This window comes from Sutterella megalosphaeroides, assembly GCF_003609995.1.
Taxonomy (GTDB): domain Bacteria; phylum Pseudomonadota; class Gammaproteobacteria; order Burkholderiales; family Burkholderiaceae_F; genus Sutterella; species Sutterella megalosphaeroides.
Genome location: NZ_AP018786.1, coordinates 1,715,569 through 1,729,993 on the forward strand (window position 1 = coordinate 1,715,569; position 14,425 = coordinate 1,729,993).

At 64.2% G+C, this 14,425-nt stretch carries 6 protein-coding genes; all 6 read right to left on the minus strand.

The features are described from left to right. Window positions 1-15 precede the first annotated feature (15 nt). The 6 genes from S6FBBBH3_RS06985 to S6FBBBH3_RS07010 all read right to left on the minus strand — a co-directional run bounded on the left by S6FBBBH3_RS06985 (window position 16) and on the right by S6FBBBH3_RS07010 (window position 13,930). Window positions 16-2,466: a TraM recognition domain-containing protein gene (locus S6FBBBH3_RS06985; protein ID WP_123957660.1), complete on the minus strand. Its 2,451-nt coding sequence runs from the start codon at window positions 2,464-2,466 to the stop codon at window positions 16-18. A gap of 293 nt (window positions 2,467-2,759) precedes the next feature. Further along, window positions 2,760-5,498, minus strand: coding sequence for a TraI domain-containing protein (locus tag S6FBBBH3_RS06990; RefSeq protein ID WP_170143861.1), 2,739 nt, complete (start codon window positions 5,496-5,498; stop codon window positions 2,760-2,762). A gap of 851 nt (window positions 5,499-6,349) precedes the next feature. Continuing rightward, window positions 6,350-8,899, minus strand: coding sequence for a vWA domain-containing protein (locus S6FBBBH3_RS06995; RefSeq protein ID WP_123957662.1), 2,550 nt, complete (start codon window positions 8,897-8,899; stop codon window positions 6,350-6,352). A gap of 620 nt (window positions 8,900-9,519) precedes the next feature. Beyond that, window positions 9,520-10,698: an AAA family ATPase gene (locus S6FBBBH3_RS07000; protein ID WP_170143862.1), complete on the minus strand. Its 1,179-nt coding sequence runs from the start codon at window positions 10,696-10,698 to the stop codon at window positions 9,520-9,522. A gap of 1,066 nt (window positions 10,699-11,764) precedes the next feature. After that, on the minus strand, window positions 11,765-12,190 hold the full coding sequence (locus S6FBBBH3_RS07005; RefSeq protein WP_232008754.1) for a peptidase dimerization domain-containing protein: 426 nt from the start codon (window positions 12,188-12,190) through the stop codon (window positions 11,765-11,767). A gap of 12 nt (window positions 12,191-12,202) precedes the next feature. After that, entirely contained in the window at window positions 12,203-13,930 is a 1,728-nt protein-coding gene (locus S6FBBBH3_RS07010; protein ID WP_170143863.1) for a zinc-binding metallopeptidase family protein, read from the minus strand. Between the last annotated feature and the right edge of the window lie 495 nt (window positions 13,931-14,425).

The window sequence follows — 14,425 nt, forward strand, 5'->3', positions numbered from 1 at the left end:
CTCCTGCGGCGTCGGTCAGCCGTTTGCTTTGAGCCACTCGCTTTCCGTGCGTGCTTCGCCCGTCCAGCGCGCCGCTTCGCGGGCGGCGACGGCGTTTTCGATCCGAACGCGCGCGGCGCGGGGCAAAAGACGTGCGAGCGCAAGGCGCAGACGTTCCCCGAACCTGCGGGCGGGCTTGGGTGCCCCGGCCGCGTTCAATGCAAGGCGCGCCGGCACCCCGGAACGGATCTGAGGAAAGCGCACCTTCCACACGGCCCCCGACAGAATCACGAACGCTTCCTGCGGAGGGAGCGTTCCGAGGTCCGCGGGTTCGACGAGCGGCACCTCTTCGGCGTCGATGCGGGTGCTTTTCGCGGCCGACCGATCCCCGAGGCGGGTGGTCGTGGCGCTCCTCCCCGCGGTCATGACGGGAACGCGCACGCGCTCGACGTGCTCGCACACCCACTCCTGGGTCGTGCGGTCTTCGGTATTGCAGACGATCACGTTTCGAAGGTTCCCGAGAACGGCCTCCGCCATTTCGCGGCTCCCCATGCCGATCCCGAGGTCGTTCACGGTCTGGGCGACGATCGTCAGGTGCATGCCCGCTTCGAGCCCCTTGTTGGCGATTTCAAGAAGCGGTCGGTTTGCGACGTTCGAGACTTCGTCGATGAAGAGTTCGATGGGATCGGCGTGCGTGCCCGACGAGGCCGTGTTGTAGAGGTCGCCCGCCAGGGTTACGAGCCCCGCGAGGAGGAGTCGCCCCACCGTGTCCGCGAGGTCGCGGTCTTTGAGGGCGTCGAGGCTCGCATAGAGAATCCCCCGACCGCGTACGATTCGCTCGAGCGTCACCACCGTGGCGTCGATCCGATCGACGCTAGGGGAGAGCAATCGCCCGAGTTCGCCTTCCGTCAATTGCGAAAGGGGCTTTCTCAACGACGAAATCGTCTTTTCCCGGTGCGTCACGTCGTGCCGGAAGTCGGAAACGAGTTCGCTCATCGCCTTTTCTTCCGCTTCGAGCCGCGCGGCGGCGGGATTGCCCCGTTCGCCCGCAAGGGTCGCAGCCCTCTCCGCTCGCATCGCGCGCCAGAGCATCGTGACGGTGCCGCGCAGTGCGAGAGCTTCGTCGGGATCGGTTTGGTCGAGTGCTTCGGCTTCCGGCTCAATCAGATGAAGCGGTGCCTTCACCGCCCCGGGACCGAGAAACGCCTCCCAGAAGGCGACCTTTCTGAGGGTGTCCGCGGATCCCGCACCGAGTTTTCCCCCGCGTCCCGGGATTTCTTCCGGAATCAGAGCCTTGAGCCGCTCGCGCGCCGCCGGGTAGCGTTCGATCCAGGGGTCGACGACGCGGTCGGCAAGGCGCGTCATGAGGCTCTCCAACCCGCCAGCACCGAATACGGCGTAGTGGATGGAGCGCAACGTCGGACCTTCCCCCAACACCATCATCGCTTCGCACACGACCGAGACGGCGAGAAGGCAGTAGCTGCGAAAGTCGGACGCTTCCATGCCCGTGGCGTCCACGATGCGCGTCGCGATTTCACCCGCGCGTTTGGCGCCCGCCAAGAGGTCGATCGCGACCGAGTCGGCTGCGAGCGGGTGAAAGCGAAACGCGTCCTTTCCGACGGCCTCGGCGCTCGCACGCACGAGGTCCCACATGCGGGGGCTCGATTTGGGGTCGACGACGACGGTCGTACGGCCCCAGAAGATCGACTGCGAAACGAGGTTCGTGAGAACGACGCCCTTCCCCGTTTGCGTTCCCCCGAGAATGACGGTTCCGGCGGGCACTTCCCCGATTTCGCGGACGATCAGGCGCTCTTCGCCCCCGCCCACGCCGTGCACGCGCCCCGAGGCGGTCTTTTCATTCCCGCGGCGACGTTCGTTCCGAAGCCACGCATCGCTCCATTCGGGCAAATGCCAACGGGCTTCGTCGGTGGCGCGCAAGCCTCGAAGCAAAATCGCGTGCCTGCGCGTCCACGGGAACCCCGAGCCGTAGACCACATGCCGAATGCGTGCGGCTTCGGAGGGCGTGATCCGAGGGGTTTTTCCGGTCGCGGCCGCGCGCAGTGCCGCGTGCAGGTCTTTGGCGCGGGCAATCGCCTCCGCTTCCGGAGCGGGATCGGGGTCGCTCGAAGGCAGCGCCCCCGCCGAAGCTCTTCCCGATGCAACACCCCCGGACGTCGCAGAAACCGAGGGAACGGAGGGCGCTGCGGGAAGCGTTCTTTCGAGCGTTTTTTCAAGTAACCCGACACCGCGCCCTTCCCCCGCCGTCCGCGTCCCTCGGGCGGTTTCCCGGTACATGAGCCCCGAACGAGCGCGATCTGGTCTTCCAAGCTCCAGACGAGCGGCAAATAGCCCGTCAACGAGGCCCGTGCCTTCCAGGCCGAGAAAGCCGACCGCCACCGAAGCAATGCCGCTGCGCCCGTCGCCGCACAGACCGTTCCGGTGAAGGCCGGGGGCTCGTCCCAGAGCGGCAGGAAAAACCCGATCCACGCGACTCCGACCGTGAGCCAAAGGGCGCTCGCCGCTTCGGGGGCCGTGCGGTAAAAGTCGGATTCGGTGATTTCAAGAGCGGTTGTGGCGTCCGACTCGGGGTGAGCGCCCGAGAAACGCCGCACGAAGCTGCGGGGAAGGAACGCGGTGCAGCGAAGAGCGGCGTTCAACACGGGATGGCGCTCGCGGAATTCGGGCGCGTGAGAGGAGGTTGGAGTTGGCTCGGAAAACATGGCAGTTCTTGGTCGAAAGGAAACGCTTGTGAGCGGGAGAGTCGTCGGACGTCGCAAAGGTCACTCTTCGCCCGCGAGCCGTCTCCCCGGCGCGGGCCAGGGCATTTCGGATTCGCGACCGTTTTTCCAGCGGCCGACGATCCGAACGCGCGTGGCGGGAATGACGACACCCAGGCGATCCGACGGGGCCGAGGGGCGCGTGCGCGGTTTCATCGGTTTCGCGGGGTTGGAGAACTTCGCTCCTCCCTCGCCCGCGGCGTTTCGAGCGGAGATCGCACCGCCCGCGATTTCATCCGCGGCCCAGAGCACGTCGAGCCCCTCGCGGTCGACCCGAGGACCGCGGGATTTGCGCTCGTTGAGGGAATTCCGGACGGAGTCGGACCCCGTCGCCCCGTTCGACGCCCCCGGGAGCACCGCACGCCCCGCGCTCGTACGCATGACAAAGAGGCCCGAGAGACGCAGCAAGGGTTCGATGTCGGAAAGATCCCCGTCGGGGAAAGCCGACTCGGGAATGAAAAGACCGAGGTTCGTCGCGAACCGCTCGGCATCCGGTCGATCGTTGAGGACGTCGACGGCGTCCGCGACGAGGCGAGCCACGGCGGGCGACGTTTCCGACCCCGTTCGCACCACCCACACAAGCCTCGGGCGCCCCGCCGCTTCCGGGCGCTCGGGGCGCCCGAGCGAGGGATCGCGCCCTTCGGCAAAGGCGCGCTCGCGCTCTTCGTCGCGCAGGATTTTCGTAACGGGCCCTTCGATCGGCTTCACTTCCACGCGACCCCGCGCGCTTTGAATCGCGAGGTCCACAAGAGCCTCGGGGTGCGCAAACGCAAGCGCATTCCAGGAGCGGATGCCCGAGGGCAATCCCAAGGCTTCCGCATCCCACCCGTCCGGGCACTCGACCCGGTGGAGAACCGTTCCCGCCGCGGCCGTACGCACGATCCCCGCTTCCGCCATGACGGCGGCAACAAGATGGATGTCGTCGGGCAAGTCCGTAAGACCGAAATGCTCCCGCAGGTAATTGATGACATCGATCGCCGTTTCGGGAAACTTCCCGTAAAGGCCGTCCGAGCCCCAGAGAAGCGCCCGCACGAAGGGTTCTTTCGTGCGGTCGACCAACCGATCGACGTCGTCGAGGTCGTCCCAGGCGTCGGCGTTCTCCCCGTGCGCTCCGTGCGCCCCTTCCGCGTCGTCCCTTCCGTTTGCCCCCGCACCGATCCGCGCCTCTTCCGGGTTGATGCGCCAGGAGAGATCCCGCACGAGCCCTTCGACCGCCTTTTCAATGAGGTCCGCAAAGGCGTAGTGGAGCTGCGTGCGCCCCGAAATCCGCACGGCCGCGGCGTCGCGGCGCTTCATGACATCGAGATGCGCCCTCAGGACCGCTTCGACGAGAATCCGCACGTCGCGCGCCAGGGGGCCGGCGGAAACCGCGGCCGAAGAGCGCAGAAGCACGCACTGCAAGGCCGCATAGACGGGTGCTTCGTCGATCCACGCGGAGGCGTTCCCCGTCAAACCGGAGTCCCCCGCATCGCGCGCCCCGGGTAGGCGCGTGCCGTGCGCGAGCCAGCGCACCGTGGCGCTCGGAAGGAGCGTCGGGAGAAGATGCAACACGAACGACCTCCCGTAAAACGCGTCCGCCCGCGGGGACGGCCGGTTGCGCGCGGCAAAGGCCGCCCAATCGGCGTCCGAAAGAGCGGAGGGCTCCGAATCGTCGGACGAATTTCCGAATCCCGGACGGCCCTCTTCGGCGTCCTTTTCCTCTTCGCTCGCGCCCGAATCGTCCTCGCGGATTTTGAGCGCCAACACCGCTTCGCGCCGCGCGCGCTCTTCGAGGACGGACTTCGTCCACACGAGCTCCAGGACGAACCCCGCATGGCGCTTCGCGAAGTCGCAGAGGGTCTCGGCCATGGGCTCGAACACCACGCGCCGCGTCGGAAAAGCAAAGGGATCGGCCGCCGGCGACCCCGCCCTCTTTGCATCCGCTTCGGGAATCGCTTCGATTCGAAGCGACTCGAAAACGCCCGCGTCGTAAAAGAGCCCCGCCGCACAGGCCGCAACCGTCATCTTGACGGTGTAAAGACGTCGGGCTTTGGGCTCCAGGTCCGTTCTCGGCAGCATCGCGTTGAAGTGTTCCACCGACCGCACCGCGGTTTCAAGCCCCGAGCGAAAGAGCCCGCCCTCTTCCGAAAAGGGACCCGACGGACTTCGAGGGAGAAGTTGCGCCGCTTCGGCCCACCGTACGACGAGGGGCCAGACGTGCGCGTAAAAAAGCGCTTCGTCCCCGACCGCCGTCGAAAGACGTCGCAAGACGCCCTCGTTCAACGCAAGAATCCGCTCGGGGGCTGCGGGTGCCAAAATCGGGCGGTGCGCTTCGTCCCAGGTCCAGGCGGGAATCGCTCGACGAAGCCGCGCCTTGGCGGCGCGCTCGGCTACGTCCTCGCGCTCGCGCTTTGCCAAGGCTTCGCGATCGCGCACATCGCCCTTCCCCCGGGACGAACGGGGGCCTTTTTCCGCACCCCGCGCGGCCTCGGCGACCGAAGGAAAGAATTTGAGTACGGGCGCCATTGCGGAAAGCAATGCCGACACCACGGCGGGGCGTGCTTCGGGCGGGCGGCTTCCCCGCTCGGGGGCGTCCTCGTCCTCCCGAGCGCGCCAGGAGCGAACGAGCACCTTGAGGCGCTCGTCGACGGCGCTCGGAGCGATGCGGGGGTGTTCGAGAAAACGCTCGACTTCGCGCGCAGACGAAGCGTCCGAGACGGAACTGAGGTCGGAGTGAAATTCGGGATGGTTGGGGTCGTGCATGGGAGGCGTGCGGCACGGACGGATCGGCGACCCCGCCCCGAAGCTGACGACCGACGATTCGCCGTCCGAAGCTCGACGGGCGGCGTCGCGTCGTATGGGGGGATCGGCCTTTCCGGGGCGATGCCCGAAGAGAAACTCGAAGAAAAAGTCGGAAAAAAAGTCGCAGAGAAGCTCGAAGAAAGGCCCGAGGCGGACGGCCCCGGGCGAAGGAATGAACGGGCGAAAAAGAAAGCGACGGAAAGGAACTGCAAGCGCGGCAATCGTCGCCGGCAGTTGAAGTCGTTGGGAAGAAGGGCGCGGGGCATCGGCCGGCACAAGCGGCACAAGAGGCACAAGAGGCACAAGCGGTACAAGCAGCACCGGCGGCAAAAGCGGCGCCGCCGCTCCCGCCTTCCGAACGATTCGTCGAAGGCCCGCCGCGGGGCTCGACGAAAGATCGATGAAGCGTTGAAGAAAAAGAAGATGGCCGCCTCGCGGAAAGCCCGACCGTCGGAGCCGAACGGGAGTCCGATCGAGGCACGAAGCCCCGAAATCGGTTTTCCCGTCCGAACCCCGGAAACGGTCGGAACTTTCCTCGAAGTCGGTATCCGCAGTCAAAGTCGAAATGCGCGCGCGACGAGGCTTTGCGGCCCCAAGACGAAGGGCGGCGGCGGAAAGCATGTTTCTCCCCGACCGCACGTCCTTCGAGCTCGCACGGTGCTCCCCGATTCGTTCCCGTAAAAGGGGATCGAAAACCGCGAGGCCGGGCCTCGGGGGCAAGCCCCCGAGACGGGCGACGCTTCCGACGGGAAGCGAAAGCGACGTTTCGAAAAAACGAACCGGAGACGAATCGAACGAAGCCCGAAAGAGCCTCAGCACCCGCGGCCTCGCGTCCCGTCGAGCGTACGCCTTACGAGAAAACGCACGCCCTTGGGGATCGATTCCACGCGGTCGACGAACACCGTCGGGAACCCGTAGATGTGGTCGCCCGACATGACGTCGGCCGGCTGCTCGACACCTTCCGGGCGCCCCACAAGGAGAAGCCCGAGTTCGATCCCGCTCATCCGAAGTTCGTCCGCGTAGCCTTGGAGCTGCTTTTCCGGAAACTTTCCGTCCGAGAGGACGAAAAGGATCCGACGTTCTTCGCGGCGTCCCGAAAGACCTTCGAGACCCCAGAAGGCCGCCTCCTGCACGGGCGTGGGCCCTCGCCCCGGAATCGGAGCGATGCGCACGTACGTGTCGTCGGCGGGCGTGTCCCAGTCGGAGACCGCGATCACGCCCATGCGCGTCCTCGAGGGAAAGACGGCGGTTCGCGCCGCAAGGCCCCGCGTCGTCTTGAAGACTTCTTCAAGACGATAGGCCGCGCACTTCAGAATCGCACCCGTTTCCGCGGAGACCGACCCCGAGAGGTCGACCGCGATCTGAAGCGCGACGGAAAAGCCCGGCGCCTTCCCCCGCACTTTGAAAACCCGAGAGTTTCCGGTGCGAAGGCGAATCGTCGCGTCCTCGAGCAACGTCCTCCCGCTCGTCCCCTTCCGAACGGGTTGGGTGACGGGCCGGCGGATGTCGTCGAGAAGCGCGGCGCCGAAGCCGAAGGTCTTCGTGCGAAGCTCTTCGGTCACCTGGAACGCGATCCGCGCTTCGAGAGCGTTCGAATCGTGCCCGGCGTGCTTTTCCCAAGCCGCGTAGGCGTCCCGTTCGGGAACGTAGCCGCGGGAGCGGTAGGCTTCGATAAAAAGCCGTCCCGCTTCCAAGCCCATGGCGAGCTGTTGCGCCTGCGAAACGTACTCCGCTTCCGGAATCGCGTAGGTCACTTCACCCACAAGGTTCCGAAGAGCGGAGGCGATCGGATCGGAGAAGTCGTCCGATCGCTCGCTTTCGCGCGCGACCGTTCGCAGGGCCCGCAGCCTTTCGAGCTTCGCCTCGGGCGAGTCCGCCCCTTCCGGAGCGGCCGCACCCGAGACGGAACCGTCGGGAGCAAAGAGGGCCGGCTGATCGGCCGAGTCCGCGTCGTCGAAGGAATCCTTCTTCGAGCGGCCCGATCGGGAAGCTCCCCGACCGCCTCGTCCGTCTCGTCCGCCTCGTCCGCGACCCGAACCCCGACCTCGGCCGGAGTCCGAATCGTCCGAGTCCTTCGATTTCGCACGGGCGTTGAAGTTTTCGATCATGAGATCGATTGCTTCGACGTCCGAGTCGTCGATAAGGCCCTGAGAACGGAGCGAGACCGCCTGAGTCGACGTTTCGCTTTCGAACGACTCGAGAACGTCGAAAGCGAGCTCTCGTGCGGCATAGGTGTCTTCGAGCGGAAACCGTCCGAGCACGAACGATTCCGTGCTCTTACGGAAGTCCGCCCCGAAGAGTTCCTCCGCGCGCAGGGCGGTCTTCTCGCGAAGCCGCGTCGGAAGTTTGAATTCCAACACGGTTTCCGTAAGAAGCGCCCAGAGCCAACCCGCCGCGACGAGCGCGGGGGTGTTGAGACCTTCGGCTCGCAGGAACCCCGCCGACGCGTCCGTCGAGAGCACCCGATAGAGGGCGTTGCGCCAGATCCGATAGCCCGCAAGGTCCCGATCCCCGAGTGCGTCGACGCGGATGTCTTCGAAGACGTTCGTGAGAAAGAGCATGAAGCCCTTCAAATCGCGAACGGCCCGAAAGTCCGAGTAGAGCACGTGGTTTCGCTCGTGGATGCCGGAGCCCCACGCGTAGATCACCCCGAGAGGGTTCGAGAAGTCGATTCGACCGAGTTGAATCACCTGCCCGTTCGTGCAGGGAGTCGCCCCGTCGAAACGGATCTCGATCCCGTCGTTGCGGCAAAGGACCCGCAGACCGACGCGCGCCATGCCTTGGGCAACGGTCGCGTCGCCTGCAAGGAGCTTTGCGTGAAGCATCGGACGAATCTCCTTGAAGATGTCCGCAATCACCATAAGGCGCGCGAGCGCCTTTTGGGCTTTCTTCACCTCTTCGAGGAGCATTCGGCCCTTCTCCCAGCGCTTCTCGACAAGCGACATCTTCGAATAGTCCGCCGCCAGACGGTTCGCTTCGAGGCGAGCCGCCCGCAAGGCGGGAAACGCTTCTTCCATCTCGCGTGTGAAGGCGTCGACGCCTTGGTCGGGATCGACCGTGTCGGGCGATCGTCGGACGCGGGCGTCGACGGGTGACGTCGCGGGAGAAAGGAGCGGCAAAGATGACGCAGCCGAAGGCAAAAGCGACGAAGCGGCCGGGATTTCCGGAGAAGTCGCCGCAAGGGCGACCGCTTCCGGCACCCCGAGGTGTCGCATCGCTTCCGCGCGCTCGGCGGCTTCCCGCTCGGCGCTCTCCTTCGCGGCACGCTTTCGGGCATCGCGTCGGTCGAGCGCCTTCAAGCGCTTTTCCTGCTCGTAACGGGCCTCTCCGAGCGAGAGGTCGTTGCGGGTGATGAGCGGCACTTGAACCGGGACCTTCGGATGACGAAGGATTCCCTCGGCGTACGAGCGTTCGGCGGCGACGCGCTCGGAAAGTCGAGCGGCGTGCCGGCGAGCGAGCTCGGTGCTCCGGCGCGTTGCGGCGTCGCGAGCAGCCGTGGGAGGTGCCTTGGGAGGTGCTTCGGGAGCCGGAGGTGTCGACGGAGCTTTCGCTTTCGCGCTCTTCGTCGGGCTTTGAACTTGGGCTTGGGTTTCGGTTGAGTTGGGTTTGTCGGTTTCGTTTTTTCGACCGATGCCGACCGCCGGAGCGGTCGACGTCGCGTCGTTCGCATGTGTCGAATGTGTCATTTGCCAAGTGCCTTCGCACCGACCGCAGGGACCCGCGCGCGCACGAGCCCCCCGAAGGCGGCGACGCACGGCGTGCGCCCCTTCGGCGATGCTCGTTTGTGAAAATGCGCGTAAATCGCGCGGGTTGAAAGTGCGGGATAGAAAGTGCGGTGCGCGGCGCCGCGATCGGGAAGTCGCCGAACCCGGCCGCAACCGCCCCCCGAGGACCGAAGTCCCCGGGAGAAGTTGCAACCGAGCCCGCAAGAGCCCCCTATGCCCCTACCCTGTTGCGCCCTTCGAATTCCTCCGAAGAAGAATCAAAAGAGCGTTCCGGAGCGGGGAGCGGGGTTTGCGCCTTCGGGAGACGCGTCATTCGACGCGCTCGTCGAAGCGGAAGCACTTCGGGGCGAAGCCCCGGGCGCGCTCTTTTGCAACCGAGCCGATTCGCGCTTCAGAGTCTCTGCGAGCTGTCCGAGGCGCGTTCCGACGAGCGTCACGAGGGCGGTTCGCGGTACGGCATCGAGTGCGTTGGCGATCCCCAATTCCACCACCCACTCGATCAGCTGCGATTCTCGATCGAGGACGATGTCTCCTGCGGCATAGCGCAAAAGCACGGTCGTCATGCGTTCGAGCGCACGATGAGAGAGCGGGTGGTTGCGGTTGTCGAATCCCACCGTTTTTTGCGCGGCGGCCTTTCTCGAAGCGGCGGCAATGTCGGCGAGCGCCGTCAATACGCTCAACGCTTCCTTTTCGGGAAGACGCGCGCGCAGGTCGTCGGGAACGCGCTTCCAGAGTAGGAGCGCCTCCTCGCCGACCGTGAGGCCTTCGAGACGGATGTGCCAGAAGCGGTCGATGACCGACAGGTCCATGACCGATCGGCCGAAGTAGCCCGCTTCGTGCTCCGAGGCGTGCCCGCGGGTGTTGTCGGTGACGACAACGCGCGTGAGCGGATGACGTTCCACGCGTTCGCCCGTCGAGTCGATCTCAAGCGGCGCCCCCTCCAGAATGTCGTTCGCGGAGACCCACATTTCTGCAGGAGCCGCGGAGAATTCGTTGATGAGGAGAAGCCACCCGTGACGCCAGCAGAGCGTGGCGGGACCGTCGACCCAGTCCATGCCGCCGCGGTCGTTGGCAACCCAACGACCGAGGAGTTCGTCTTTTTCCATCCCGGGACGCACGGTGACGCTGATGACGGGTTGACCGACAACGGCGCACCATTGCAGAACGGAGCTGGTTTTGCCCGCGCCCGCCGGACCGCTGATGTAGAGCGGTTCGTTGGTCGCGAAGTTCCACCAGGCGGAGGCCGAGATGAAGAACTGACGATTGAACCGATGGGTGGAATCGCGGCGAGGAATGCGGCGGGAGGCCTCGGCCTCGACGGCGCATTGGTTCGACATGCGGTAAGCCCGGCAGCCGTTGAGGTCGGAGAGATGACTCCCGAATTGGGCGGCCGGAACCGTGAAATCGGTGTAAACCGAGGTTTTTTCAATGGACATTTCGTTTTCCTTCTGAAAAAAGAGGACAAAAAAATGCCCCGGGACGAACGTCCCGGAAAAAACCATACGGTTCCCGAGGGCGTCGCCCTCGGGGCTCGTTGAGGAAGGTTCTGCGCGTCGTCGAAACGAACGGGGAACCCACAGTAGAAAAAAGCGCGCTTTTTTGTACCTGAGTTCCGGAGCGCAAAACCAACCGGGCTTGTGATAAGCCCGTCCATGGTGCCACGCGTAGCACGGAAAGGCAAATTTTCCGGCACTGGGGTTTCTACCAGGTTGGGTGTTCGCAGCGGTGGGAGAGAGACCCGTTTATGCAAACTAAAGACCACTTTCAGTTTGCATTAGAGATTTTTATTAACTCAATGTGGGTTTGAGTTTATAAAAGCGCAAGCGTCGCTGCGGACACGGTCCTCGCAGGCGCCCCGCCGCACGGGACCTTCGACGGCCCCCGAGAAAGCGCACCGGGAACCGCCCCGGGTCAGTCAAGCCGCTCGACGTCGGCCGCAACCTGCCGCTCGAAGCCGCCCCCGAAAATTCCCGAAAAAAATGCCCGCGAACCTTTCGGCGGGTTCGCGGGCACAACAGGTCAAAGTTTCCGGTTTCCTCACGGAACGTCCCTGCGCGGGTGTCAAGCGGGAGAGCCAAAACACCCGCGGCATCGGACGGAGGTTTCCGACGGACGTCCAGTGAGGATAGAAGAAGAAAACCGACTTCCTACAAAGCGACGAACATGACTCAAACGCCCAATATACGGGGCGAATACAAGAGAGTTGCGTCGGCGGAAATATTCGCATACTTTTTCGCCCTCTGGGACGCGCCCGTGCGCGTCTGACATTTTTTCGACATTTTTTCGAAATGATTTTGTAACTTTCCGAGGAGAAACCTGCCGAGAGGCACGTTGTCGATAGGATCGGCCAATACGAAAAAACCCGAAGATAGGGAAGCGTGTACAAAGACGCCCCGAAACGCGAATGTAAGGGGAAAAACCGTTCGGCTTCGGGGCGCCTTTGTCGGTGCCGCTATTGGTACTTGTCGGATCGTACAATGACTGCAGCGATCCGACAAGACCTCACTTCACCGTCGCGCGGATTTCCGCGGGCGCGCCGCGCACGGTGTCGCCCGCCTTGACCCCGCGGAAGTCGTTTTCGGCCTTGACCGCGTTTTGAACGGCCGCATCGACCGCCTGCTTCGCGGCGGCGATCGCCTTGTCGTCACCCGTGGCGGTAACGGTGAAGGTGCAGTCGCTCGCGATGGAGTTGACGGAGTTGCCTCCCTTCATCCCCGCGATCACCGCGTCGGGCGCCGTGCGGGTGAGTTCCATCACGGCGCGCGCCCCGGCGTGCACGGCGTTGACGTTGCCGTAGTTGCCGTTCGAGTGCCCGCCCGGGCCTTCGAAGGTGACGGTCCAGGTGGCCGTGGCGGCGGTGGCGGCACCGGCAGCGACGAAGGCAAGAAGAGCGACGGTGCGCTTCAAGGTAATCGTGAACATACGCATGGTCTTCTCTCCTTACTTGTACATTTCTTCCGTGGTGCGCGGACCGATCGGGGCTGCGCCCGGTTCGACGACCTTGCCGTCCGCGGTGTTGTAGCCCGAGGCGATGAGGCCCGAGAGGACGAAGCGGAAGATGCGCTTGCCTTCCGCAACGCCGTCACCCGGAATACCCCATTCGTACCACGTGTGGCCGCCGCCACCGCCCGCGTTCGTTCCGACGTTCATGTTGACGGTGGGCACGCCGAGCGCTGCGGGCACGTTGTCGTTGAGGCTCGCGGCTTCGGTCGGAATATCCTTCGTGATGTCGGTCCCTACCGTGAGGTTCGACTGCCACCAGGCCGCAACCGCAATGTCTTCGTAGTTCGGACGCTGATAAGCCGGGCGATCGCCGAACCAGACGACTTCCATCTTGACGGCGTTCGCATCGTCCGCCTTCACCTTGTGAGCGGCGTTTTCTTCGTCAACACCCGCCTTGAAGGCGGGTTCGATCTTCGCGCGGATGGCGCTCAAGGGAGCCTGCGTGGGGCTTCGCATATCGACCATGAAGCTGCACGTCGTGCTCCGTTCGCCCGGGTTCGCAGGTTCGTCGCACGTGACGACCCCCACCGTGTAGGTGGTCTTTTCGGCCTTCTTGTCCGTGTCCCAAGCGGTCTTCAGATCCGCAATCTTCGCGATCGCGCGGTTGGCGGCAAGCAAGGCCGACGGACGCGGCGCGTCGCCCGCCTTGAAGCCCGCGGGTTCGGTGTACTTCACCTCAAAGCGGTAGCTCCCGAGGTAGTTCAGAGTCGCGTCGCCCGGGCTCGTCGAGTCGGCACCGAAGTTCGCGACGAAGTTGAGCGCGTTGTTGCCTTTGCCCGTATCCTGCGAGTAGCCGTAGAGCTGCTTCATCCCGCAGAGGTTCCCCTTCCCTTCTTCGCCCGCGGTGCCGCAGACCCAGATGTCGTAGACGGGCTTGATCCCGTACTTCTTCATAAGTTTCGCGGCCTGCAGAACCGCGACCGTGTTGATCATCGCGTCGTTGTAGCCCGGAACGTAAAGGCGCACGGCTCCCGCCTTTTTCGCGGCTTCGAAGTCCGCATAGCGTTTATAGGCGCGCTTGTAATTTTCGTCCTTGATGATCTTCCCCGCCTTGTCGAAATGAATTTCGTCGGGAAGGTTCTTGAGTTCATCACGCGTTGCAACGACGGGATCGGTCGCGAGCTGAAGTTTCACGGGCTCGTAGGGGGTCTCGGCGGGCGGAAGCACCGCGGGATTCACCGTGTCGATGTGACCTTCGAGGAGCACCTTCGGGAACTGCCCCTTGTAGCTTTGCGCGTCGGGTCGGGCCCCGTAGGTCCCCGGAATGCGAACGCACACGTTGTAGACGGGAAGACCGTCCACCGTCTGAAGGCCGGCGCCTCGGATGACGCCTTCGGGCGTCGTCATGATGTCTTCGGGCGCAAAGCCCCACTCTTCGACGAGACGCTTCGTGATTTCCGTCTGGCGACGCATTTCGGAGCGCGAGGGCGAAGCGATGCGGGCAAGCTCAAGAAGCGTATCGAAGCGCCATTCCTGCGCTTCGGGGCTCGTCAACTCTTCGAGCATCGCCTTCATCGGCGCGTCCGCCGCGATGGTCGTTGCGGCCGTCTTCACCGACTCGGGAACGGTCGGGAGTTCGGCAAACGCCGCACTCGAAGCGGCGAACGCCAGAGCGGCCGCGCAGGCAAGCGCCGCGCGTGTGAGACGGGGACGGATTTCGATCATAAGAACCTCCTCTCTTCGGGTTATTCGAACGTTGAACATCTTCAACGCCGATCGGAGCCGAGTCTAGTTCGGGGACATCGAACAGACCATTCAGGAAAACCTTCTCAAGGAAAACCATCTTCTCGGTTTTCCCGTCCCTCGAAAGGCGTAGAGCGCGCCTGCCTCCTTCGGGCGACGGATAGGACGGGGAGAACGCGGAGGACGGAGCCGACGGAGGTGAAAGAGACGACAAAGAGGAACGGGGCGGGAGCTGCGGCAGCGCAAAGAAAACTTCGAAAACGGTCGACCTCGCGATCGGAGAAACGTCGACGGGGAGGAAACGCGGGGGCCGAAGCGCGAAAGACGGGGAGCATTGCGAAAATGCGTCGCATTTCCGAAAAAATGCTTCAAAAAATTTTGAAGCACCTTGGCTTGTGATTTTTAAGGGTTTTTACCTCTCCGAAGGGCCCGAGTGTTGTCGATTTACAACATTTCTCGCCTCGGGAACCGAGCAGG